This window comes from Pseudomonas sp. 05T35 (assembly GCF_056396605.1).
The window spans coordinates 1-22,392 of record NZ_JBFTLU010000011.1 but is presented as its reverse complement, the minus strand read 5'-3'; the positions used below and the strand labels follow the sequence as shown (position 1 = coordinate 22,392).

Below are 22,392 nucleotides of genomic sequence, written 5' to 3'. Positions count from 1 at the left end.
CTTTGCTCCCTGCCGGGCAAAAGCGCAAACCATGGCCTCACCGATCCCCGAAGCACCGCCGGAAATCAATACGGTTTTATCTTTGAGGTCGGTGTACACGGCCGGCACGCCGGCGCCTGTTTCATTAGTCATATGACGGTTACTCCACAGTAGGCACTTCGATTCAAGCAGCGGGACTCCAGGTGCGCTCGGGCACTCATGAAGTATTTTCCCAGCCTTCAAATTAGTCTTACTTTATATTGCAAAACCAGCGTTTCAGACTATAAATTTACTGCTATTTCGACAAGATATCGCTTATTAGTAGAACTATTAAACTAAAAACAACAAAAGGACGTTCAACCATGCCGCAATCCCGACACCTGCTTTCCGGCCTCGGCCTTTCCCTGATGATGGCCAGCCTCGGCGTCCAGGCCGGTGGCCTGTCCAGCGAACACAAGGCTTTTGGCAAGACCCGTGATGGAACCGCCATCGAGCAATATGTGTTGCGCAACAGCCATGGCATGCAAGCCACGGTCATTACCTACGGCGGCGTCTTGCAATCGTTGAAAGTGCCGGACAAGAACGGCAAGTTCGAAGACGTGGTACTGGGCTTTGACGATGTCCAGGGTTATCAGAGCGGCAAGGCATTCTTCGGCGCGACCATCGGACGCTACGGCAATCGCCTGGCCCAGGGCGCCTTCGAACTGGACGGCAAGCGTTACCAGATGCCGCTCAACGATGGCCCCAACTCGCTGCACGGTGGTGCGCTGGGTTTCGACAAGCGCGTCTGGAAAGCACAACCGGTCAACAGCAAGGACTCGGTCGGCGTGACCTTGAGCTACCTGTCGCCAGACGGTGAGATGGGCTTTCCCGGCAATCTGAAGGTCGAGGTCACCTACAGCCTCAACGACCATAACGAGCTGCGCATCGAGTACAAGGCCTCCACCGACAAACCCACAGTGCTGAACCTCACCAACCACAGTTACTTCAATCTCGCCGGGGCCGGTAACGGTGACGTGCTCAAACAGCTCGCCACCTTGCACGCCAGCCATTACACACCGGTCAACGGCACCTTGATTCCAACCGGTGAACTGGCCCCGGTAGCCGGCACACCGATGGACTTTCGGCAACCGACCGCCATCGGCCAGCGCATCAAGGACGATCATCCGCAACTCAAATTCGCCGAGCCGAAACAAGGCGGTTTTGACTTCAACTGGGTCCTGGATGCCAAGGGTGATGTCAGCCAACTCGCCGCCGATGTGCGCGACCCGCAATCCGGCCGCCGCTTGCAGCTCTACACCAGCGAACCCGGGGTGCAGTTCTACACCAGCAACTTCCTCGACGGCTCGGTCAAGGGCAAGGCTGGCAAGGCCTACGGACACTGGAGCGCATTCACTCTGGAGACCCAGCACTACCCCGACTCGCCGAACCAGCCGGGCTTCCCTAGCACACGGCTGGATCCAGGCCAGACGTATGCCCAGAACACCGTCCTGAAGTTCTCGGCCGACTGAACCTGACCTGGAACCTCGCCTTGCAGGAGCTATCGAGCCTCGCTGAGGCTCGATAGCTCCTACGTTGAACAACCACGATCAGCGTTGCTTCATGCGGTCGATCACCACGGCCAACAGCAGGATGGAACCCCGAATCACGTACTGGTAAAACGTGTCGATGTTTTTCAGGTTCATCGCATTCTCGATGATCGCCAGAATCAGCACCCCGGCAATCACGTGCCGGATCATGCCGATCCCGCCGCTCAACGACACCCCACCCAGCACACAGGCGGAAATCACCGTCAATTCAAAACCCTGGCCGATCATCGGCTGGCCGGAGGTCATGCGCGAAGCCAGGATCACCCCGGCCAAGGCACCGATAACCCCGTGCACGGCGAAGATGATGATCTTGGTCCGGTCGACGTTGACCCCGGCCAGCAGCGCCGCTTCCTGGTTGCCGCCAATGGCCATGGTGTTGCGCCCGTAGGTGGTGTAATTGAGCAGCCAACCAAAAAACAGGAAACAGCCGATGGTGATCAGGATTGGCACCGGCACGCCGAACAACTGGCCATTGCCATAGATGAAGAACTGATCCTGGGACACGCCGACGGCCTTGCCGTTGGCAAAGATATAGGCCAGGCCACGCACGATTTGCATGGTCGCTAACGTGGTGATCAGCGCGTTGATCCGCAGCTTGGCAATCACGATCCCGTTGATCAGCCCGACAAGCAGCCCCAGCAGCAGTGCCGCGCCGATACCGAGCAACACGCTGTCGGTGTCGCGCATCACCACCGCGGCAACGACCCCGGCACAGGCAATCACCGAGCCCACCGACAAGTCGAAATGCCCGGACGCCAGGCAATACAACATGGTGCACGCGGCGATGCCCGTGGTGGAAATCGCCAGCCCCAGACCGCGCATGTTCAGGGGCGAGAGGAAGTTGTCGATGAGCAGGGTGCAGAGCACAAAGATCCCCAGCGCCGCCAACAGCATCGCCCAATTATCGAGCAGGGCGCGCACATCCAGGGGTTTGTGCGTCGTCGGCAACGCGTTGTTTTGGGTTGTCATAGTCACCTCTCAGTTCACCTGGCCGTCAGCGCGTTGGCGCGGCAAGGCCAGTTGCAGCAAGTTGGATTCATTGGCCTGTTCGCGGCTTTTCTCGCCGCGCATCACGCCTTCGCAAAGCACCAGGACGCGGTCGGAGACGCCCATCACCTCCATCAGGTCGCTGGACACGACGATCACCGCAATCCCGCTGGCGGCCAGGTTATGGATAATCTGGTAAATCTCGGCTTTCGCGCCGATATCGATACCGCGCGTCGGCTCGTCGAGCAGCAGCACCTTCATCGGCATCGACAGCCAGCGCCCCAGAATGGCCTTCTGCTGATTGCCCCCCGACAGGTACATGATTTTCTGCGCCGCATGGGGCGTTTTCACTTTCAACGCCTTGATCTGCTTCTCGGCGTTGCTCTTCTCCCAACCGTCGTGCAACAGCCAGCCAAACCGGGAATGAGCGCCGCGTGCGCTGATGTTGATGTTCTCGGCAACGCTCGCAAGCGGCACGATGCCCTCCTTCTTGCGGTCCTCGGGACACAGCAGGACCCCGGCGGCAATGGCATCGCGCGGCGAGCGCAGTTTCAGTTCCTCACCGCACAGCCGCAGGCTTCCGGCCGTACTGCGCTCAAGCCCGCCAAGCAAGCGCAGCAGCTCGGTGCGCCCGGCACCGACCAGCCCGAACAGGCCCAGAATCTCGCCTTTATACGCCTCGAAACTCACCGCAGAGCGCAAGCCAGGCCCCAACAGACCATCGACCTTGAGCGCCACCTCGCCCCGTTGACGAGGGCGGTAGTCGTAGATGTCCTGAATGTCGCGACCGACCATGCAGGTGACCAACTGATCGTGGGTCAGCTCGCTCATGTCCTCGAACGTGCGCACGTAACGACCGTCCTTGAACACGGTCACTGCATCGCAGATACGGTACACTTCCTCCATGCGATGGGAAACGTACAGCACCACTTTGCCCTCATCCCGCAGGCGTCCGATGATTGCCATCAAGCGCTCGATTTCCCGGGCCGACAGGCTGCTGGTGGGTTCGTCGAAGGCAATCACATGGGCGCCACGGGACAACGCCTTGGCGATCTCCACCAACTGCCGTTGCCCCAGGGACAGACGGCCGAGCTTTTCCAGCGGATCGATTTCATCGGCCAGGCCCTTGAGACAGGCCAGTGCCTGCTCGCGCAACGCACGGCGGTTGATCACACCGAAACGGGTCGGCAAATGCCCGAGAAACAGATTTTCCGCCACGGTCATTTCCGGCACCAGGTGCAACTCCTGGTGGATGACAGCCACTCCGCAGGCAATGCTGTCGGCGGCGCACTTGAAGACCATCGTCTGCTCGCCGATCTGCAGGCTTCCGCTGCTGGGGCTGTAGGCGCCGCCGAGGACTTTGAGCAAGGTCGACTTGCCTGCGCCGTTTTCGCCCATCAGGGCATGCACCCGCCCCGGGTGGGCAGTAAAGCTGATAGCGTCCAGCGCCTTGACCCCGGGAAAGGTTTTGCCAATGCCGTTGAAGCACAGACTGCCGCTGGCACTGTGCTGTTGTTTGTTCAATTGCGCATGCATAACCACCTCATCACACCGATCACTCAGCCTTGTCGCCAAGGCCGCCGAGGAAAGCAACCGACCTCAGTTCCACAGACCGATCTTTTCCAGTTCCTGCTTGAAGTTGTCGCGTGTGATCAGTGTCACCTTGTCCATCGCGGTGTATTTCGCGGGTTCCTTGCCGGTGGTGACCCACTCGAACATCATGCTCGCGGTGTTGTAACCCTCAAGGTGCGGACTGGGCAGCATCGAGCCGAAGAAGCCACTGTTGGGCTTCTTCAATTCGCCGATGGCATCGGTGCCATTGATACCGATACCAATGACATTGGCGGCGGCAAAACCGGCGCTTTCGGTGGCGCGCACGGCGCCCAGTACGCTGTTGTCGTTCATGCCGCCGACGATCAGGTTTTTCGCCGCACCCGGCAGCTTCACCAGTGCCGAGTTGGTGGCGTCCATGCTGCCCGGCACGTCGAGGGTCTTGAGCGGCGCAAACAGGATGTGGTCTTTCGGCAGGCCGGCGTCTTCAAGGGATTTGACTGACCCATCGATACGTTTCTTGCCGGTGTCGAGTTCGTTGTAGGTAGTGATCACCGCGTAGGTGTCTTTCCAGTCCCAACCGCGCTTCTTCGCTTCGCCAGCCATGGCGGCACCTTGCTGCTGACCCACTTCGAAGGCGGCCATGCCGAGGTAGGGCACGTCCTCCATGAACTTGCCGCTGGCATCGACGAAGCGGTCATCCACCGCAATTACTTTCAAATCATTGGCCTTGGCCCTGGCCACGATCGCAGGGCCCAGGGACACATCCGGCGCGCAAATCACGAAGCCCTTGGCGCCGTTGGCGGCGAGGCTGTCGATGGCCGAGAGGGTTTTCTCGCCATCCGGCACGGCGATCTTGATCACGGTAAAGCCCTTGTCCTTACCGGCCTTTTCAGCGAAAGCCCATTCGGTCTGGAACCAGGGCTCCTCCGCTTGCTTGACCAGAAACCCGATCTTCGCGGGCTCGGCGGCGGCCAGCAACAGGCTGCTCATGCTGACGGCCGATGCCGCCAGGGCGATACTGCACAGGGAACGGATTACACGATGACGACGATTCATAAGGTGACTCCTTGTTGTTTTTGTGAGTACGAGCTGTGAACCAGTGCAGCCTGATGCTTGAAATTTATCCTGCAAATCGGTGACAGATTTTCCCGGCGATATCGACCTCAATGGCCAGCACCGCCCCGTCCAACGGATGATTGAGCGGGCTTGCGGCGCTGGTGATGTACAAGGTTCGCAGATCCTTGCCACCGAACACGCAACTGGTCGGTCGGCTGACGGGGAGCTCGACCACGCGGTCGACCTCGCCGTCGGGCGCCAACCTGAGCAGGCAACCGCCGTCCCAGCGGGCGTTCCAGAGATAGCCTTGGGCGTCCATGGCCGAACCGTCCGGGACGCCGCGCGGGTGCGGCCCGAACCACTTCCGGGGTGGTTCGAGTTGGCCGTCGATACCGATCGAATACCGATACAGCGTGCCGTCCAGGCTGTCGCCAAAATACACCTGCGTGGCGTCCTCGCTCCAAAGCAAGGTATTGGGAATACCCAGGCCACGCAGTAGTGGCGTAACTCGCGCATCGGCGTCGATACGGAACAAGCCACCGGAACGCCGCAGGACCGGCAGGTCTTCGCCCTGCTCCCCGATGTTGTTCTGCATGGTGCCCAGCCAGAGCCTGCCCCCGGCATCGCAACGGGCCTCGTTGGGACGATTRCCCGGTTGCGAATCGGCGACGCAGAGCAAGGTCAGGCGCGGCGCCGCTTGCGTGGAGCTCAGGTCAAGGCGATACACGCCGCTGCTCAGGGTCACCAACGCATCGCCGCTTTCGCAGGGAATGAACGCCGACACAGGCTCCGGCAATTGCCAGACCTGCAGATTTTCGCCACTCAGGCGTAATGCCTGTTGGCCGGCAATATCGACCCAATACAGGGCCTGCCCCGGCGCGTCCCAGAACGGACCCTCGCCCAGTTGCGCACGGTGTTCGGTCACTGCGGTCCACACCATGAAGCCTCCTGGATAGTTACTGTTTTTCGGGCGCTGACGAGCTTGCTCGCGTTACAGCCGGTCACGCGATGGCTGTCCATCCACCAGACGTTGAATGCGCAACGGGTTGGCATTTTTCAATGCGTCCGGGAGCAAACTGTCGGGGTAGTTTTGAAAGCACACCGGGCGCAGGAAACGGTCGATGGCCAGGGTCCCCACCGACGTGCCGCGGGCATCCGAGGTCGCCGGAAAAGGCCCGCCATGCACCATCGAGTCACAGACCTCGACACCGGTCGGATAACCATTGAGCAAGATGCGACCGACCTTCTGCTCCAGTAACGGCGTCAGCTCGCTGAACTGCGCGAAGTCCGCGGTTTCACCAATGATCGTCGCCGTCAGTTGGCCGTGCAGCCCATGCAATGCGGCGCTGAGTTGCGCCTGATCGGCCACTTCAACAAACACGGTGGTTGGACCGAACACTTCTTCCTGCAGCACTTCATCGCCATTGACCAGCAAACTCGCATTAGCCTTGAACAACTGTGGCTGCGCCTGATTACCCGCTTGTGGATGGCCGGCCAGGTGCTCGATGCCAGGGTGCGCAAGGAGCCTTTGCAAGCCTTTGCCATAACTGCTCAAGGTGCCGGTGTTGAGCATGGTCTGGGCGGGCTGGTCGCCGATCAGTTGCGCGACCTGCCGAGTGAACGCAGTGAACTGCGGCGAACCGATGCCGATCACCAGGCCCGGGTTGGTACAGAACTGACCGCAGCCTTGCACCACCGAGGCGGTCAGGTCACGGGCGATGGTATCTGCCCGCGCTTGCAGCGCCTGGGGCAACACGATCACCGGGTTGATGCTCGACATCTCGGCGAACACCGGGATCGGTTGCGGGCGTGCCGCAGCCATGTCGCACAGCGCTCGACCGCCCTTGAGCGAGCCGGTGAAACCGACCGCCTGGATTGCCGGATGCTTGACCAACGCCTCACCGACCCCGGCGCCATAGATCATGTTGAATACGCCAGCGGGCATTCCGTTTGCCTCGGCCGCCCGGATGATCGCATCGGCGACCCGTTCGGCGGTCGCCATATGCCCGCTGTGCGCCTTGAAAACCACGGGACAACCGGCTGCCAGCRCCGCCGCCGTGTCGCCGCCGGCAGTGGAAAACGCCAGCGGAAAATTGCTCGCGCCAAACACCGCCACCGGCCCCAGGCCAATGCGGTACTGACGCAGATCCGGGCGCGGCAACGGTTGGCGATCAGGCAGCGCCCGATCGATGCGCGCCCCGTAGAAATCGCCACGACGCAGCACGTCGGCGAACAGGCGCATCTGGCCACTGGTACGCTTGCGCTCGCCCTGGATGCGGGCAACGGGCAGCGCGGTTTCACGGCAAACCAGGGCGATGAACTCATCGTCCAGCGCATCCAGTTCATCGGCCACTGACGCCATGAAATACGCGCGACGCTGCGCACTCAAGGCTCGATAGGCCGGATAGGCCGTCGCGGCAGCATTGGCGGCGGCATCGACCTCCTGCGCCGTCGCCTGGTGGAAAGCATGGGGCAATGCTTCGCCAGTCTGCGCGTCGAAGCTCTGCAGGGTCACGGTGCCAGTCGCACTGCGCCGGCCGCCGATGTAGTTGTGACCAAGAATCCGAGTCATGCCTGTCTCCTTAAAGTGTGCCTACTTGACCGGGGGCCAGCTCCGCGTCGCCGCTGGAGATACCGTTGATCAAGGGCGCGCCGAACTCCGCCTGGCTGATTTCGAACACATCGCCCGGCTGCGTACGGATACCGTCTGCGAAAGACAGGGTCGCGGTGCCGAAGAAGTGAATGTGTACATCCCCCGGCCGCAGGAACTGACGGTATTTGAAGTGGTGGTATTCAAGGTTTTCCAGGCTGTGGCACATATTGGCTTCGCCACTGAGGAACTCGTTCTGCCATACGACCTTGCCATTACGCAAAATGCGACTGCTGCCAGCCAGGTGCCGGGGCAGCTCACCGACCCGCAGTTCAGGACCATAGCTGCAGTTGCGTAATTTGGAGTGGGCCAGGTACAGGTAATTCCTGCGCTCCATGACGTGATCGGAGAACTCGTTGCCCACGGCAAACCCCAGGCGATAAGGCTTGCCGTCGTGGCCGATGACATACAGGCCGCCGATTTCCGGCTCTTCGCCGGCGTCTTCAGCGAATGGCGGCAGCGCGAATGCCTGACCCGGACGCACGACGGYGCTGCCGTCGCCCTTGTAGAACCATTCCGGTTGCACACCGACCTGACCGGCAGCGGGTTTACCGCCTTCCACACCCCACTTGAAGATCCGCATGGTGTCGGTCATCGCGCTGTCGTCACCGGCCTGCTGATGCATTTTGTCCCGTGCCGCCGCGCTGCCCAGATGGGTCAGGCCGGTGCCGCTGACCAGCATATGCGCCGGGTCCGGGTGATCCAGTGGCACCAGGATCCTGAGTTCGGCCAGCAATTGCGCATAGTCGTGACTCCCTCCCAGGCCGAGGCGCTGGACCTGCTGCCGCAGATCGACGCCCGTCTCGATGGCGGCCAGCGCCAGCTCGCGCACCGTGCGCGCGGATTGCACTTCACGGACCAGACCGTCCTCGACCACCCCGACCCGGCGCTCGCCGTTACTCAATTCGAACTGAACTAAACGCATGAACCTTCTCCTGATCGCGGGCTCAGGAAAAGCTTTGGTTTCAGCGTGATGCGACGAATCGGTCGCAGCTCCTGACCCATGGGATCGATCTCCAATTGTTATTTTTATGGAAGCTCGGGGACGCCTCTCGCGGAAAACCGCCAGGGTCATACCTCAGTTGCAAACGACTATATAGTATTACTATTTACTCAACAAGACTTCCAAATCTGAGATTTTGCGCTTAAGTTAAGGCCAGAAAAGAACAATATAGTCTTACTATAAGAGATCTAGCCATGTCTGATAAAAAACCCGACCTGCGCTCCGCCCAGTGGTTTGGTACCGCCGACAAGAACGGCTTCATGTACCGCAGCTGGATGAAGAACCAGGGCATTGCCGACCATCAGTTCCATGGCAAGCCCATCATCGGGATCTGCAACACCTGGTCGGAGCTGACCCCGTGCAACGCGCACTTCCGTCAGATTGCCGAGCATGTCAAACGCKGGGTGATCGAGGCCGGCGGCTTTCCCGTGGAGTTCCCGGTGTTCTCCAACGGTGAGTCGAACCTGCGCCCCACCGCCATGCTCACCCGCAACCTGGCGAGCATGGACGTCGAGGAAGCCATTCGCGGCAACCCGATCGACGGTGTGGTGCTGCTGACCGGCTGCGACAAGACCACGCCGGCGCTGCTGATGGGTGCCGCCAGTTGCGACGTCCCCGCCATCGTCGTCACCGGCGGACCGATGCTCAACGGCAAACACAAAGGCCAGGACATCGGCTCGGGTACCGTGGTGTGGCAACTCAGCGAACAGGTCAAGGCCGGCACCATCAGCCTCGACGACTTCCTGGCGGCCGAGGGCGGCATGTCTCGCTCGGCGGGGACCTGCAACACCATGGGCACCGCCTCCACGATGGCCTGCATGGCCGAGGCACTGGGCACCTCCCTGCCCCACAACGCGGCGATTCCGGCGGTGGATGCGCGCCGTTATGTCCTGGCGCACATGTCCGGGATGCGCGCGGTGGAGATGGTTCGCGAAGACCTGAAACTGTCGAAGATTCTCACCAGGGAAGCCTTCGAAAATGCCATTCGCGTCAACGCTGCCATCGGCGGCTCGACCAACGCGGTGATTCACTTGAAAGCCATCGCCGGACGCATCGGCGTCGAGCTTGAACTGGATGACTGGACCCGCATCGGTCGCGGCATGCCAACCATTGTCGACCTGCAACCGTCCGGGCGTTTCCTGATGGAAGAGTTCTACTATGCCGGGGGCCTGCCGGCCGTCCTGCGCCGCCTCGGCGAAGCCAACCTGATTCCTCATCCCGACGCCTTGACCGTCAATGGCAAGTCGATCGGCGACAACACCAGAGAGGCACCGATCTACGGCCAGGACGAAGTGATCCGCACCCTCTCCAACCCGATCCGCGCGGACGGCGGCATCTGCGTGCTGCGTGGCAACCTGGCCCCTCTCGGTGCTGTGCTCAAGCCTTCCGCCGCCAGCCCCGAACTGATGCAGCATCGCGGCCGTGCGGTGGTGTTCGAGAACTTCGACATGTACAAGGCGCGGATCAACGACCCGGAGCTGGACGTCGATGCCGACTCGATCCTGGTGATGAAAAACTGCGGTCCCAAGGGTTATCCCGGCATGGCGGAAGTAGGCAACATGGGCTTGCCGGCCAAATTGCTGGCCCAGGGCGTCACCGACATGGTGCGGATTTCCGACGCGCGCATGAGCGGCACGGCGTACGGTACGGTGGTCTTGCACGTCGCCCCGGAAGCAGCTGCCGGCGGACCTTTGGCCGCCGTGAAAGAAGGCGACTGGATCGAACTCGATTGTGCCAATGGGCGTCTGCACCTGGACATCCCGGACGCCGAGCTGGCGGCGCGCATGGCCGACCTGCAAGCGCCACAGAAACTGATCGTGGGCGGCTATCGCCAGCTGTACATCGACCACGTGCTACAGGCGGACCAGGGCTGCGACTTCGACTTTCTGGTGGGTTGCCGCGGCGCCGAGGTGCCGCGTCATTCACACTGATAGTGAATCGGTTCAGGCGTACAGGAGCGCCTGATAGAGGCGGCAGCGATGTTATGATGCCGTGTATTTCGTCAGAGCAGCGCCCCTGTCATGGATCAGCAGTCCCCCAAGCCACGCAAGAGCATGCATGCCCAGATCGTCCAGGAGCTGGGCATGCACATTGTCTCCGGACGCCTCAAGCCGGAAGAACGATTGCCCCAGGAAGCAACGCTGTGCGAGACCTATCAGGTCAGTCGGTCGGTACTGCGCGAAGCCACCCGGGTGCTGAGCGCCAAGGGGCTGGTGTACTCCAAGCCACGGGTCGGCGCGCTGGTGCGCCCACGCTCGAAATGGCACTTGCTGGATCCCGACGTGCTGTCCTGGCTGATGCAGTCCACACCTCACAGCGAGTTCTTCAACACCTTGTCGGGCGTGCGCCGAATCCTTGAGCCGGAAATCGCCGCCATGGCCGCCACTACGGCGACCGATGCCGACATCGCGATCATCGAAAAAGCCTACCAGGCCATGGAAACGGCAACGACCCACGAGAACCTCTTGCAGGCGGACCTGGATTTTCACCATGCGATCGCCGACGCGACCCGCAACGACTTGCTCGCCTACATGTGCAACATGCTTTCGCTGCCGCTGCGCGAGTCAATCAGTATCACCAACCGGCGCCCCGACATTCAAAGGCTCAGCCTGCCCCGGCACAAGGCGATACTGACCGCCATCAAGAATCGTGACGCCCTCGGTGCCCGGCATGCCTCGCTGGTGCAACTTGACGACACCCGTGTCGCCCTGGATACCGTGATGAATGTCCTTACCCCGCTGTAACGCAGGCCCGGCTCAGGCCTTGGCCCCCAACTCGGCGGAAAGCCGGGCGGCGACCTGCTTGATCAGCGGAATCAGCTCGGCCATTTTCTCCAGCGGCATATAGGGTACGGTGCTGGCGATGCTGATCCCGGCGACGATTCGCCGGCTGGCATCGCGTACCGGCGCCGCGACACAGCGGATCGACGGTTCATTGTCTTCCAGGTCAAAGGCGTAGCCACCCGCCACGTACTCCAGCATGCGCTGCTGGAATTGCTCCCAGGTTGGCTCCGGGCGCTGCGGCCATAACACATTTTTCCCGTCCGCCGGCAAGCTGATCCGATACAGGCGCTGCCACTCCTGCGGCGAGTCATCGAGCATCAGCGCCTTGCCGATCCCGGTGCGCGCCAAGGGCATGCGATGGCCGACCCGCGAACGCATTTCCGGACCATTGCGCCCGGGATTCTTGTGCAAGTACAGCACGTCGTCGTCTTCACGAATCGCCAGGTGAATGGTATCGCCGGTCAACGCCGACAACTCGTCCAGATACGGCCCGGCCAGGGTCACCAGCGGCAGCGCTTCGCGCGCCTGGAAACCCAGCTCGATCAGCTTGGGCCCCAGCAGGTAACCGATTTGCGGCACCACCCGCAGATAGCGCTCCTCCACCAGGCAGCTGGCCAACCGGTGGGTGGTGCTGCGGGTGGTACCGATCAGCCGGGCAATTTCCTTGAGGTCGCGAGCACCACTGGCCACGGCCTGAACCACCCCCAGGCCGCGTAGCAGCGTCTGGGTACCTGTCGGCGCGGCGTCCTTGGCGTTTTTTGCGACGTCTTCCTGCATATCTGGCCTTCAACAATCAGCGAGGGAACCGGCGGCATTATGGTCGCCCGGTCTTGCGCTTGCCAGGGTCTGTACGAGAACTCGCCGAGCGGCGATCAGGCAAGGCAAAAACAGGCGAGGAAGCGGAGTTTACGGGTTGTAAATGAGCTTTCCGAGCCTGTTTTTAACGCAGCATGATCGTCGCGCAGGCAGTTATCGTACAGAGCCTAGAGCTCGATCCGCGCCACTTTGCCCACCAGCAACACATAGGACAGGGCGCCGATCAACGCCAGCGCGGCGATGTAGGTGATCGCCGGGGCGAAGGAGTCGCCGCTGGCGAGAAAGCCGATCACGATCGGCGTGGCGATCGCCGCCAGATTACCGATGCAGTTGAACACCCCGCCCGTCAGCCCCAACAAGCGTGCCGGTGCCAAGGTCGAGACCAGCGACCAGCTGATCGAAGCCAGCCCGTTGCCGAAAAACGCCAGCGCCAGGAAGGCGATCACCCACGGCGTCGATTCGACAAAGTTGGCACCGATGATCGAGGTGGAAATCAGCAACCCACCAATGATCGGCAACTTGCGGGCGAAACCGATCGTCGCGCCGCGGCGGATCAGCCAGTCAGAGAAGACCCCCGAGCAGAGCACGCCAATGAACGCCGCGAGAAACGGCAGCGACGCCAGCAGACCGGACTTGATGAAGTCCATACCGCGATACTTCACCAGATAGGTCGGAAACCAGGTCAGGAAAAACCACAACGTCGAATTGAGGCAGAACTGTCCGAGGTAGATGCCCCACAACTTGCGTTGGCTCAACACAGTGCCCAGGTCCGTCCAGCTGAACGGTGCCTTGCGCCGAGCCGTCTCGGCCTGGATATCGACCAGCCCGCCGCCCTCACGGATGAGCTCGACTTCCGCCAGATTGGCCCCCTTGAAATCCCGTGGCTCGCGATACACCGCGTACCACACGGCCGCCCAGAGAATCCCCACCACACCAGTGCTGACGAACACCATGTGCCAGCCGTATTGCTGTTGCAGCCAGGCCAATACAGGGGTCAGAAAGGCCAGCCCGACGAACTGCCCGGAGGTGTAGAAGCCGATAGCGGTCGCGCGCTCACGCTCGGGAAACCAGGTGGTCACCACCCGGCTGTTGATCGGATAGGCAGGCGCTTCCAGCGCGCCCACGGCCATGCGCAAAACGAACAGCGCGATGAAGCTGGCGGCGAAACCGAGCAGCACCGTGGCCAGCGACCACAGCAGCAGCGCGACGCTGTAAAGGATGCGCGGCGGCACCCGGTCCACCAGCCAGCCACCGGGGATCTGCATGGCGGCGTAGGTCCAGCCGAACGCCGAGAAGATCAGCCCGACATGGATCGGATCGATACCCAGTTCGCTGGTCAGCGCCGGGGCCGCAATCGACAGGTTGCTGCGGTCCAGGTAGTTGATCACCACGGTGATGAACAACAGGACCATGATGAAAAAACGCTTGCGRCTCGGCGTCACCAACGACGCCTGCCCGGTGAAAGTCTCAGGATGCATGGGGTGCCTCTTCTTATGATTATTGAGGGCGATACAAAGACTTGTGCTGATGCTTTGTGGGAGCGAGCTCGCTCGCGATTGGGCCGACCGGTATGCCTGAACATCCTCGCTGCACATGCCGCCGTCTTCGCGAGCAGCTCGCTCCCACAGGGGAACTACGTTGGGTCAGGCCACTATTACCACTCTGCAAAACTGCCATCGGCATGGCGCCAGATCGGGTTGCGCCAGCGGTGGCCGATGGCGGCGCGCTCGGCAACGTATTCCTCGTTGATCTCGATGCCCAGGCCCGGGCCGTTCGGGATCTTCACGAACCCCTGGTCATAGTCGAACACCCGCGGATCCTTGACGTAATCGAGCAGGTCATTGCTTTCGTTGTAATGGATGCCCAGGCTCTGTTCCTGGATAAACGCGTTGTAGCAAACCGCGTCCAGTTGCAGGCACGCCGCCAGGGCAATCGGGCCCAACGGGCAATGCAACGCCAGCGCCACGTCGTAGGCTTCGGCCATATTGGCGATCTTGCGGGTTTCGGTGATACCGCCGGCATGAGAGGCATCCGGCTGGATGATGTCGACATAGCCCTCGCTGAGCACCCGCTTGAAATCCCAACGGGAAAACAACCGCTCGCCCAGCGCAATCGGTGTGCTGGTCAGCGGCGCCAACTCTTTCAATGCTTCGTAGTTTTCGCTGAGCACCGGCTCTTCGATGAACATCAGCTTGTAGGCGTCGAGCTCCTTCATCAGCACCTTGGCCATCGGTTTGTGGACCCGGCCATGGAAGTCCACGCCGATTCCCACATTCGGTCCCACCGCATCACGCACGGCGGCGACATTGGCCAGCGCCAGATCGACTTTCTCGAAGCTGTCGACGAATTGCAGCTCTTCGGTACCGTTCATTTTCACCGCGGTGAAACCACGCTCGACGGCGTCCCTGGCAGCCCTTGCGGTGTCGGCCGGGCGGTCGCCGCCGATCCACGAATAGACGCGAATCCTGTCGCGCACCTGACCGCCCAGCAGATCGCTCACCGACACACCGAGGGCTTTACCCTTGATGTCCCACAGCGCCTGATCGATCCCGGCCAGGGCGCTCATGTGAATCGCGCCACCACGGTAGAAACCACCGCGATAGAGCACGGTCCAGATGTCTTCGATATTGCGTGGGTCTTTACCGATCAAGTAATCCGAAAGTTCTTCCACCGCCGCAGCGACGGTATGGGCGCGCCCCTCGACCACCGGCTCGCCCCAACCGGTCACGCCCTCGTCGGTTTCGACCTTGAGGAAGCACCAGCGCGGCGGAACGATGAAGGTCGTCAGTTTGGTGATTTTCATCTTCTGCTCTCTTTTTATTAATGCAGTCTTGATGGATGCAGCGCACGCGGCGCCAGACAAATCTCAGCGCAGCGCGTTCCAGGCCGCGACATACGCCCTGGCCCGAACGGCTACTTCCTCAGGCGTGAGTCCCGGCTTGAACAACCCGGAACCCAGGCCAAAGCCTTTGACGCCTGCCTCGACAAACGCCTGCATGTTGTCTGGAGTAATCCCGCCTACCGGCAGCAGCACGGTCCCGGCCGGCAGCACCGCCAACCAGGCCTTGACCACCGCAGGGCCCATTTGCTCTGCCGGGAACATCTTCAAGACATCGGCGCCTTCGGCCAGTGCAGCAAAGGCTTCGGTCGGCGTGGCAACGCCAGGCGACAAGTACAAACCCGCCGCCCTGGCCGCACGCAACACCTTGGGATCACTGTGGGGCATGACGATCACCTGGCCGCCGGCCGCCTTCACTTGCAGGACCTGTTCCGGGGTCAACACCGTACCGGCGCCGATCAGGCAATCGGCGGGCAAGATGCTGCGCAGGATGCGGATGCTTTCGTACGGTTCGGGGGAGTTGAGTGGCACTTCAATGACGCGAAAACCTGCCTGATACAACACCTCCCCGATGGCCGCCGCCTCTTGCGGGCGCAGGCCGCGGAGGATTGCGATCAGACCGTTTTTCGCCAGTGCTTGCTTGAGCATGTCAGACCTCTAGTCGGGTTGAACGGAAGTAGTTTTACCGAGCAGCCCGGCCGCGACCGCCAGTTGCCACAAACCGCGTTCGGTGGCTTGTTCGGCCAAGGTCACATGAGAAAAACCGCAGGTAGCGAGGGCTCGTTGATAGCGGGCACAGAGTTGGGCATTGCCGATCAGAACGATCGATGGAAGCTTTGCGCTGTGGCGGCGATGACGATGCACCGTTGCCAGCGCGGACAACTCATGACCAATCAATAGGCCAGACAAATAGTCCGGCTGTGCTGTGGCACTGAGCTCGCCGGTCAGGCCAAGGCTGCGTGCACTGAACAGCGTCGACAGCGGGCCGATCTCACCGTCCGCCGACAACGCCACCTGTACACCGCGATCAAAGGCCTCGCTGTCGAAGGCGGCGTCGCGCTGTTGCGTGCGCCCGAGAATGCTGTGCTCGCTGAGCACTGCGAATAGCTCGCCAGTCATGAACGTGTCGAAATGAGTGATACAGCCTTCGACCACTTCGACCCATTTCGAATGGCTGCCCGGCAGGCCGATCAGCAGATTGTCCCCTACCCCGACTGGCAGGTTTTGCAGCACGCCAAGGACCTGGGTTTCCTCGCCGCGCATCACATTCGGCAACCGCGAACGCTGGATGACGCCGGGCACGATATGCACATCGACGCCGCGCAGGCTGCGCACGGTTTGCAGGGACGTGCCGAGATTGGCGACATTCGCCGGCGTATCGCAGTAAGCCGCTTCACGCCAGCCCTGCGCACTGCCGACCATACCGCAGGCGATCACCGGAAGACCGGGCTGCGCATCGAGCCAGTCACCGCAGGCCTCATCGAACGCCAGTTCAAATCCGTCGGTGCATAACTGGCCGGCGATCACCCGCGGCGCTTTCGGCAACTGCATGATCCCCGACGCCAGCGAGCGCTGATCGAGAACACAACCATTCGGGCCAAGCTTGTACGCACGAAGGGACGTCGTCCCCCAATCGAGCGCGATCAATTGCGCCAGCATCGCTTCACCTGTTTTGTTTTTGGCAGTGAGTGAGCTGGACTATAAACCTAGCGGAAGAAAAATCTCAATATGTAAATTTAATTCCCACATATTGGGATTTGGTAAAAGCTATTCTTGATCTTTCGCTCCGAACCCGACGCTTTCTGAGCAACACTTCACCATCCCAGGTTCGCCCATACCGAGCCGATCGGTATCCCCCTCACCTGAATCACTGATGCTCAAATTCGAACCGTTCGTCCTGACGTAGGGGCGTTGCGTCCCTTTAAACTGTCAGTCTGACTGAAAGAGCCAACACCTTTATTTCTTGTTAATTGCTTTCAATAAGTCTGCCGTAGGAACGTGCATGATTTTTGAGAAGTAGGTCTTGTAGGGGGTGGTATGGACTCGAAACACGCAAGAAATATAATCTCGCTTGAGCAACAACGGCTTCAAGGTATCTCCCTCGAGATAGATCTCTCCCCCCTTGCCCTCTTCTGAGTCAGTGAAAATCATATTTGCCCTGTAGTTGGCCTGTCCCTTATCTTTGACCAACTCAACCAACCCGAAGCCTGATAGCTTAATGTGATGCGCCTGCGAAAAGTCGAGATCATCTTCCAGCGAACAAACTAGCCCCTCTCCAATCCGAGACTTGAACAAATCAAGAATTGCCACATCGGAATCGAAATAAACCTGATATATACCCGTTTTACGAAGCTCATCCACACTCAAATACTCAAGTGTAGCGATGGGCTTTCCATGATTCAGCGAGCAGGAAGCACACATCAACATAAATATTAGCAAAAGAAACTTATGCACTTCAATTCACCCCCTGAAATAGCTCAAAATTGATTCATTAAATATCTGTCGCGCAGACTTTCCACCGGGCAATGGCTTCAAAAACATCCTATCGGCATCCGCATGATTGACATCAACCCTCCCCATTACATTTGGCCCTTCCACCACCTCCCATTGCTCGCCAAAATCCGCAACAAGATCTGACACATTCCAGTCCACTGCAGCAGCTCGAATATTAATCCAGTAGTCGGCCTTTGGCTTTGGCTTCCTCCTAAAGATATTTGATATGCCAAAGACAATTTTCCCCTCTCCAACGGGATCTAAAGTAATCAACATTACTCACAGCAAACCCTTTATCAGTCAAAACACTAGAGAGGTGTGCACCATTCCAGCCACCAAGGCTATGACCAACAATATAAATCGCAGTAGAACAATTAGGAATTCTACTCAAGACATTCTTTTCAAGACCCTCATCATTAACAAATGCATTATAACCAAGAGCCCATGAAGGGCATCGCGCCAAAATCTCCAACTGCTTTGCATCGTCAACGGCAATTTTACGAACAGCGTCTATATTATTAGGTCCCGTACCATAATAACTTTCTTGGTCCCCAGCACCACCAATAAAGAATATAACTATGTCCCGTAACGCAATAGGTACCTGCTTCACGGAATTATCCGTCTTGCACGTCAGCGTATGAGTCTTCACTTCTCGTTTTGGCTGCTCTTGCTTCACCGCCGTGCTTTCACCCGCCATCCCCAATCACTCCACAAACAATTTAATGGTTTCAGCCAGATGTGAACTGACGGTATGGGTGAAGCCAGCAGCATCCGTGATGCCATGTTCTTCGCTGCCGTCGCCGCGCAAAATGGTGTAGGGATGGTTCGGAACCGGCTCTCCAGTCACCTCATTCGTAACCTGGAGCTTGTCCGTAAAATGCACCGGCATCGGCAGCAGCCCACTGAACGCGGCGCCTCCACCACTCTGGCCGATGATCACGGTGCCTGAGCCGCCAGTCACCACATTGCCGTGACCACCGGTGCTGCCAAGCATGGCGGCATTGAGGCCGTTGATGAATACCGTACCGGACACCTCTCCCGTGATTGGGCTACCGCAAGCAGACTTGTCAGTCATGCGCGCCGCGCCGAGGCCGTCGAAGAACACGTCCGAGGAGCCGGAGACAATCGGGTTGGTGCCATGGCCCGGCAACGGGCACGCGGTTGGGTCGGTTACGCGGGCAGTGGGTTTTCCACTCACGTCAAAGCTCCTTGCTTTTGGGTTTCAGGATGAAAGTGATAGATATCGATGTCGGTAGCGGCGAAGCACCAACGGTTTTCAACGGGATCGAACAACGCGTGATGGTCGCCACCAGGTAGTGGGACTGAAGACGAACCGAGCGCGCGCCACGCCTCGTCGACCTGCCATTGCAGATCGGCATGGGAGGCGCTGTCGAGTTCGTTGAGAAAGGCGTTGTAGTTGCGCTGACCGACTCGCTCATAAGCGGTTTGCAACAAACTGGCCATCTGTGGGCCGAAGTCCAGATGGTGGCTAGCTGTCCATTGGCCAATATCGGAATAGGCATACCAGCCCATCGGCAGCAATGCGCCGTCACTCAGTAACGGCAGCCCGCCCTGACTGCAAAACCGCAACTGACGTGAAGTGCCAGCCAACCTTGCTGCTCTTGAATAAACAGATTGGGGTTGAAACTGGACAGTGGCACCACGCGGTACTCATTGAGACCGACCGTGCGCACCATCAATTCGGCATCCAGACGCGACACGAACGCGCGAATGGCTTTGCTGCCAGCGCGGCTGACGGTACAAAGAATTTCTACAGACTGCTGAAGGATGACGTCAGTGGAGCCAAGGTTTTTCACCAGTCCATACAGACGCATTGACGCCCGAAATCCGCTCATCGCCGGTCACTCGTTGATGCGGCGAAGGCCCCACGGGCGCGGGGAAAATAGTGCCAAAGGCATTGCAGGTGTCGTCCGTGAGCGCGCAAAGGGCGAACAGAATGCCGGACTAATACGGTCTCCACAACTTATTCGCGAAGACCTTCAAACAGGTCCTCGCGACAGATCAATTGCCCTCGGCAAACTCACGCAACACATTGCCATCCATGCGATAACGCACCCACTCTTCCTGCGGCTGGGCGCCGAGGGATTTGTAGAAGTCGATGGCCGGGGTGTTCCATTCCAGCACGCTCCATTCGAAGCGGCCGCAGTCGTTGGCGCAGGCGATTTTTGCGAGGTGGCGCAACAGTTGTTTGCCGGCGCCGCCACCGCGTTGTTCGGGGGTGATGTAGAGGTCTTCGAGGTACAGGCAGTTGCTGCCGAGCCAGGTCGAGTAGCTGAAGAAAAACACCGCGAAGCCAATCGGCAAACCGTCGCGCAGACAGATCAGGCCATGGGCGGTGGCRCCTTCACTGAACAGGCTGCGCTCAATGTCGGTAACACTGGCGATGACTTCATGCCGGGCGCGCTCGTAGTCGGCGAGTTCGGTGATGAACGCGAGAATTTGTGGCGCATCACTGGGGGTGGCCGGGCGGATTTCGATCGACATGGACGTGCCTTGTGAACAGTTGAAACCGCCATACTATGTCGGCGATCAGCGCTCGTCACATGTCACTTCAAAACTTGATCTACGGGCGTCACCACAAAAGTGCTCCACCCAAAAGGATTGTTATGAGCCTCGCGGCCTTCGCCCCACTGCAAAACCTCGCCTCAACCTTACTGCCCCACGCGCTGGAGCCGTCCGAGGATAGCGCCCACGATCTGTCGCACTTGCAACGGGTGTGGCGCAACGTTCAGCAGATTCACACCGAAGTAGGCGGTGACCTTGAAGTGCTGCTGGCCGCAGTGTTGCTGCACGACTGCGTGGCGGTGGAAAAGAACTCGCCGCTGCGTTCTCGGGCATCGCGGCTGGCGGCGGAAAAAGCCTCGGCAATCCTCAGCCAGTTGAATTGGCCCATGCATAAAAGCGCGGCAGTCGCTCACGCCATCGAGGCCCACAGTTTTTCAGCGAACATCGCACCGATCACGATTGAAGCAAAAATACTCCAGGACGCCGATCGCCTCGACTCCCTTGGCATGCTCGGCGTTGCGCGCACGTTTTACATCGCCGGACGCATGGGTAGCACGCTCTACGACGCGCAAGATCCCACGGCAGCATCCCGCGAGTACGACGACAAGCGCTTCTGCCTCGATCACTTCCAGACCAAGTTGTTGCACCTCGCCAATGGCTTCCAGACACCGACCGGCAAGCGTCTGGCGCAGCGACGCCACGAACGCCTGAAGCGCTTCATGGACGAATTCATCGAGGAGATCGGTTTATCGCCCAGCGCTGCCTGAGGTGATTACTCCGATTTCCGCCATCCTTGAAACCGTTAAACCTTGCAACACTCCACAAGAGACATAGACCGTTCGTCGTGACTACGGCACCAATCAAAACGCTGACAACACCAATATCAGGTAACGGCTCTGGTTTTCTGGAGCCGCCACCCCTGATCAGACACGGGAGCATGACCATGACTCGTGGAAGCAAAGCCAAATACACTGCCGAACAGAAGCGCAAAGCTGCGCACATAGAGGCCAGCTACGAAGACAAAGGGATCTCCAAAGAAGAGGCCCAAGCCCGCGCCTGGGCGACAGTCAACAAACAATCCGGTGGCGGTGAGCGCGCAGGCGGGGCTGGTCGGACCAAACCTGCCGCCAAAAAAGCCTCCGACCGTCGGGAGTCGGCCAGACGCGCCGTCGCCACCCGCAAAGGGCTCTCACGAAACAGCAACGCGTCACGCGAGACACAGACCAAGGACAGCCTGATGAAAGAAGCCCGGGCAAAGAACATTCCCGGGCGCTCGACAATGCGCAAACAGGAGTTGATCGACGCATTGCGCAAGGCGGGCTAGAGAGAACAGAAGGCGACTTCCAAGGCGTCCCGCTCCTGCGGGAGATAAATGTGCAGGAGCGGGATTGTCCGTGATAGCAACTGCGCCTGCCGTTCAACCGTCGTTTCGGCCAACACGACACGAAGACCGGGGTCCCGCCCGGAGCAATTTGTACCATTGCGCTTTGTAAACTACGGTTAGCCGCGACAGATCAAGCAGTCAATAGCATCTGTTCCACTTGAATCCGCTATCGACAGGTATAAGCATGAACATGGATGCGTCTACGCAATACCCGATTGTTTTGGTTCACGGCCTTTTCGGTTTCGATACGATTGCCGGTTATCCCTACTTCTTCGATATCAAGGAAGCCTTGGAACACGCTGGTGCTCGGGTGTTTACGGTCAATATTCCAGCCGTAAACGGCAATGAGGAGCGCGGTGAAAAACTGCTCGAACAGGTCAACCGCATTTTGCAGGAAACAGGCGCCGCCAAGGTCAATCTGATCGGCCATAGCCAAGGTCCACTGGCCGCACGTTACGTAGCAGCGCTGCACCCGGAAAAGGTCGCGTCGGTCACCTCTGTCAGTTGTCCCAACCACGGCTCCGAGATTGCCGACCAATTGCATAAGGCGCTGACACCCGGAGAGTTGCCCGAAGCGTTCGTGCTGGCCTTGTTCAGCGCAGTCGGCACGTTCATTTCGCTGATCAGCGGCCACCCGCAAAACCCTCAGGACCCTCAAGCAGCTTTCGAATCGCTGACCAGCGCAGGGTTGGCTGAATTCRATCGCAAGTACCCGCAAGGGGTGCCGAAAGTC

General features: G+C 59.7%; 23 protein-coding genes and 1 pseudogene. 6 read left to right on the top strand and 18 right to left on the bottom strand.

What is annotated here, in order from left to right; all coding sequences use genetic code 11:
* Positions 1 to 132 (bottom strand): annotated as a pseudogene (locus AC1DH9_RS01550) (3-oxoacyl-ACP reductase); the annotation flags it as partial.
* A 209-nt stretch (positions 133 to 341) separates the two neighbouring features.
* Between AC1DH9_RS01550 and AC1DH9_RS01545 the strand changes: the two are divergent.
* Entirely contained in the window at positions 342 to 1,490 is a 1,149-nt protein-coding gene (locus tag AC1DH9_RS01545) for an aldose epimerase family protein (protein ID WP_427540442.1), read from the top strand.
* 78 nt (positions 1,491 to 1,568) lie between these two features.
* Here the strand turns inward: AC1DH9_RS01545 and araH are convergent, their stop codons facing one another.
* The 6 genes from araH to araD1 all read right to left on the bottom strand — a co-directional run bounded on the left by araH (position 1,569) and on the right by araD1 (position 8,740).
* Positions 1,569 to 2,537 carry an L-arabinose ABC transporter permease AraH gene (gene araH, locus AC1DH9_RS01540; protein ID WP_123583067.1) on the bottom strand — a complete coding sequence of 323 codons (969 nt, stop codon included), beginning with the start codon at positions 2,535 to 2,537 and terminating at the stop codon, positions 1,569 to 1,571.
* A gap of 9 nt (positions 2,538 to 2,546) precedes the next feature.
* Complete coding sequence (araG, locus tag AC1DH9_RS01535) at positions 2,547 to 4,091, bottom strand: L-arabinose ABC transporter ATP-binding protein AraG (RefSeq protein WP_427540448.1); 1,545 nt, start codon at positions 4,089 to 4,091, stop codon at positions 2,547 to 2,549.
* A gap of 63 nt (positions 4,092 to 4,154) precedes the next feature.
* The gene (locus AC1DH9_RS01530) at positions 4,155 to 5,165 is read right to left on the bottom strand and encodes a substrate-binding domain-containing protein (protein WP_427540451.1); all 1,011 of its coding nucleotides are present in this window, start codon (positions 5,163 to 5,165) and stop codon (positions 4,155 to 4,157) included.
* Between the two features lie 64 nt (positions 5,166 to 5,229).
* The gene (locus tag AC1DH9_RS01525) at positions 5,230 to 6,105 is read right to left on the bottom strand and encodes an SMP-30/gluconolactonase/LRE family protein (RefSeq protein WP_427540454.1); all 876 of its coding nucleotides are present in this window, start codon (positions 6,103 to 6,105) and stop codon (positions 5,230 to 5,232) included.
* Between the two features lie 51 nt (positions 6,106 to 6,156).
* Complete coding sequence (locus tag AC1DH9_RS01520) at positions 6,157 to 7,737, bottom strand: aldehyde dehydrogenase (NADP(+)) (RefSeq protein WP_477807696.1); 1,581 nt, start codon at positions 7,735 to 7,737, stop codon at positions 6,157 to 6,159.
* Between the two features lie 10 nt (positions 7,738 to 7,747).
* Entirely contained in the window at positions 7,748 to 8,740 is a 993-nt protein-coding gene (gene araD1, locus AC1DH9_RS01515) for an AraD1 family protein (protein WP_477807695.1), read from the bottom strand.
* A 272-nt stretch (positions 8,741 to 9,012) separates the two neighbouring features.
* On the opposite strand from araD1, the gene AC1DH9_RS01510 reads away from it, so the two are divergent.
* The gene (locus AC1DH9_RS01510) at positions 9,013 to 10,749 is read left to right on the top strand and encodes an IlvD/Edd family dehydratase (protein WP_477807694.1); all 1,737 of its coding nucleotides are present in this window, start codon (positions 9,013 to 9,015) and stop codon (positions 10,747 to 10,749) included.
* 90 nt (positions 10,750 to 10,839) lie between these two features.
* The gene (locus tag AC1DH9_RS01505; RefSeq protein ID WP_427528430.1) at positions 10,840 to 11,562 is read left to right on the top strand and encodes a FadR/GntR family transcriptional regulator; all 723 of its coding nucleotides are present in this window, start codon (positions 10,840 to 10,842) and stop codon (positions 11,560 to 11,562) included.
* 12 nt (positions 11,563 to 11,574) lie between these two features.
* On the opposite strand, the gene AC1DH9_RS01500 is transcribed toward AC1DH9_RS01505, so the two are convergent.
* From AC1DH9_RS01500 to AC1DH9_RS01450, 11 genes are all read right to left on the bottom strand, one after another.
* On the bottom strand, positions 11,575 to 12,378 hold the full coding sequence (locus tag AC1DH9_RS01500; RefSeq protein ID WP_427540466.1) for an IclR family transcriptional regulator: 804 nt from the start codon (positions 12,376 to 12,378) through the stop codon (positions 11,575 to 11,577).
* A 206-nt stretch (positions 12,379 to 12,584) separates the two neighbouring features.
* Positions 12,585 to 13,895 carry an MFS transporter gene (locus AC1DH9_RS01495; protein WP_427540469.1) on the bottom strand — a complete coding sequence of 437 codons (1,311 nt, stop codon included), beginning with the start codon at positions 13,893 to 13,895 and terminating at the stop codon, positions 12,585 to 12,587.
* 176 nt (positions 13,896 to 14,071) lie between these two features.
* Positions 14,072 to 15,220 carry a galactonate dehydratase gene (dgoD, locus tag AC1DH9_RS01490; protein ID WP_427528436.1) on the bottom strand — a complete coding sequence of 383 codons (1,149 nt, stop codon included), beginning with the start codon at positions 15,218 to 15,220 and terminating at the stop codon, positions 14,072 to 14,074.
* Between the two features lie 63 nt (positions 15,221 to 15,283).
* Positions 15,284 to 15,904, bottom strand: coding sequence for a 2-dehydro-3-deoxy-6-phosphogalactonate aldolase (locus AC1DH9_RS01485; protein ID WP_427528438.1), 621 nt, complete (start codon positions 15,902 to 15,904; stop codon positions 15,284 to 15,286).
* Between the two features lie 9 nt (positions 15,905 to 15,913).
* Positions 15,914 to 16,915 carry a 2-dehydro-3-deoxygalactonokinase gene (locus AC1DH9_RS01480; protein ID WP_427540472.1) on the bottom strand — a complete coding sequence of 334 codons (1,002 nt, stop codon included), beginning with the start codon at positions 16,913 to 16,915 and terminating at the stop codon, positions 15,914 to 15,916.
* Between the two features lie 297 nt (positions 16,916 to 17,212).
* Positions 17,213 to 17,710: a hypothetical protein gene (locus tag AC1DH9_RS01475; RefSeq protein WP_427528441.1), complete on the bottom strand. Its 498-nt coding sequence runs from the start codon at positions 17,708 to 17,710 to the stop codon at positions 17,213 to 17,215.
* A gap of 250 nt (positions 17,711 to 17,960) precedes the next feature.
* Positions 17,961 to 18,446: a hypothetical protein gene (locus tag AC1DH9_RS01470; RefSeq protein WP_427540475.1), complete on the bottom strand. Its 486-nt coding sequence runs from the start codon at positions 18,444 to 18,446 to the stop codon at positions 17,961 to 17,963.
* A 6-nt stretch (positions 18,447 to 18,452) separates the two neighbouring features.
* Complete coding sequence (locus AC1DH9_RS01465; RefSeq protein WP_427540478.1) at positions 18,453 to 18,947, bottom strand: PAAR domain-containing protein; 495 nt, start codon at positions 18,945 to 18,947, stop codon at positions 18,453 to 18,455.
* Positions 18,944 to 19,360: a hypothetical protein gene (locus AC1DH9_RS01460; protein ID WP_427540481.1), complete on the bottom strand. Its 417-nt coding sequence runs from the start codon at positions 19,358 to 19,360 to the stop codon at positions 18,944 to 18,946. The genes AC1DH9_RS01465 and AC1DH9_RS01460 overlap by 4 nt, the downstream gene beginning before the upstream one ends.
* Positions 19,303 to 19,605 (bottom strand): hypothetical protein, encoded by a 303-nt coding sequence (locus tag AC1DH9_RS01455; protein WP_427540484.1) that lies wholly within the window; start codon positions 19,603 to 19,605, stop codon positions 19,303 to 19,305. Before AC1DH9_RS01455 ends, AC1DH9_RS01460 begins: the two co-directional genes overlap by 58 nt.
* Positions 19,606 to 19,771: 166 nt before the next feature.
* Positions 19,772 to 20,254 (bottom strand): GNAT family N-acetyltransferase, encoded by a 483-nt coding sequence (locus tag AC1DH9_RS01450; RefSeq protein ID WP_427528448.1) that lies wholly within the window; start codon positions 20,252 to 20,254, stop codon positions 19,772 to 19,774.
* A 122-nt stretch (positions 20,255 to 20,376) separates the two neighbouring features.
* On the opposite strand from AC1DH9_RS01450, the gene AC1DH9_RS01445 reads away from it, so the two are divergent.
* The 3 genes from AC1DH9_RS01445 to AC1DH9_RS01435 all read left to right on the top strand — a co-directional run.
* On the top strand, positions 20,377 to 21,042 hold the full coding sequence (locus AC1DH9_RS01445; RefSeq protein WP_427540487.1) for an HD domain-containing protein: 666 nt from the start codon (positions 20,377 to 20,379) through the stop codon (positions 21,040 to 21,042).
* A 176-nt stretch (positions 21,043 to 21,218) separates the two neighbouring features.
* Positions 21,219 to 21,599 (top strand): Rho termination factor N-terminal domain-containing protein, encoded by a 381-nt coding sequence (locus AC1DH9_RS01440; RefSeq protein WP_427540490.1) that lies wholly within the window; start codon positions 21,219 to 21,221, stop codon positions 21,597 to 21,599.
* Between the two features lie 244 nt (positions 21,600 to 21,843).
* A partial coding sequence (locus AC1DH9_RS01435) for an esterase/lipase family protein (protein WP_477807693.1) occupies positions 21,844 to 22,392 on the top strand: 549 nt, incomplete at its 3' end.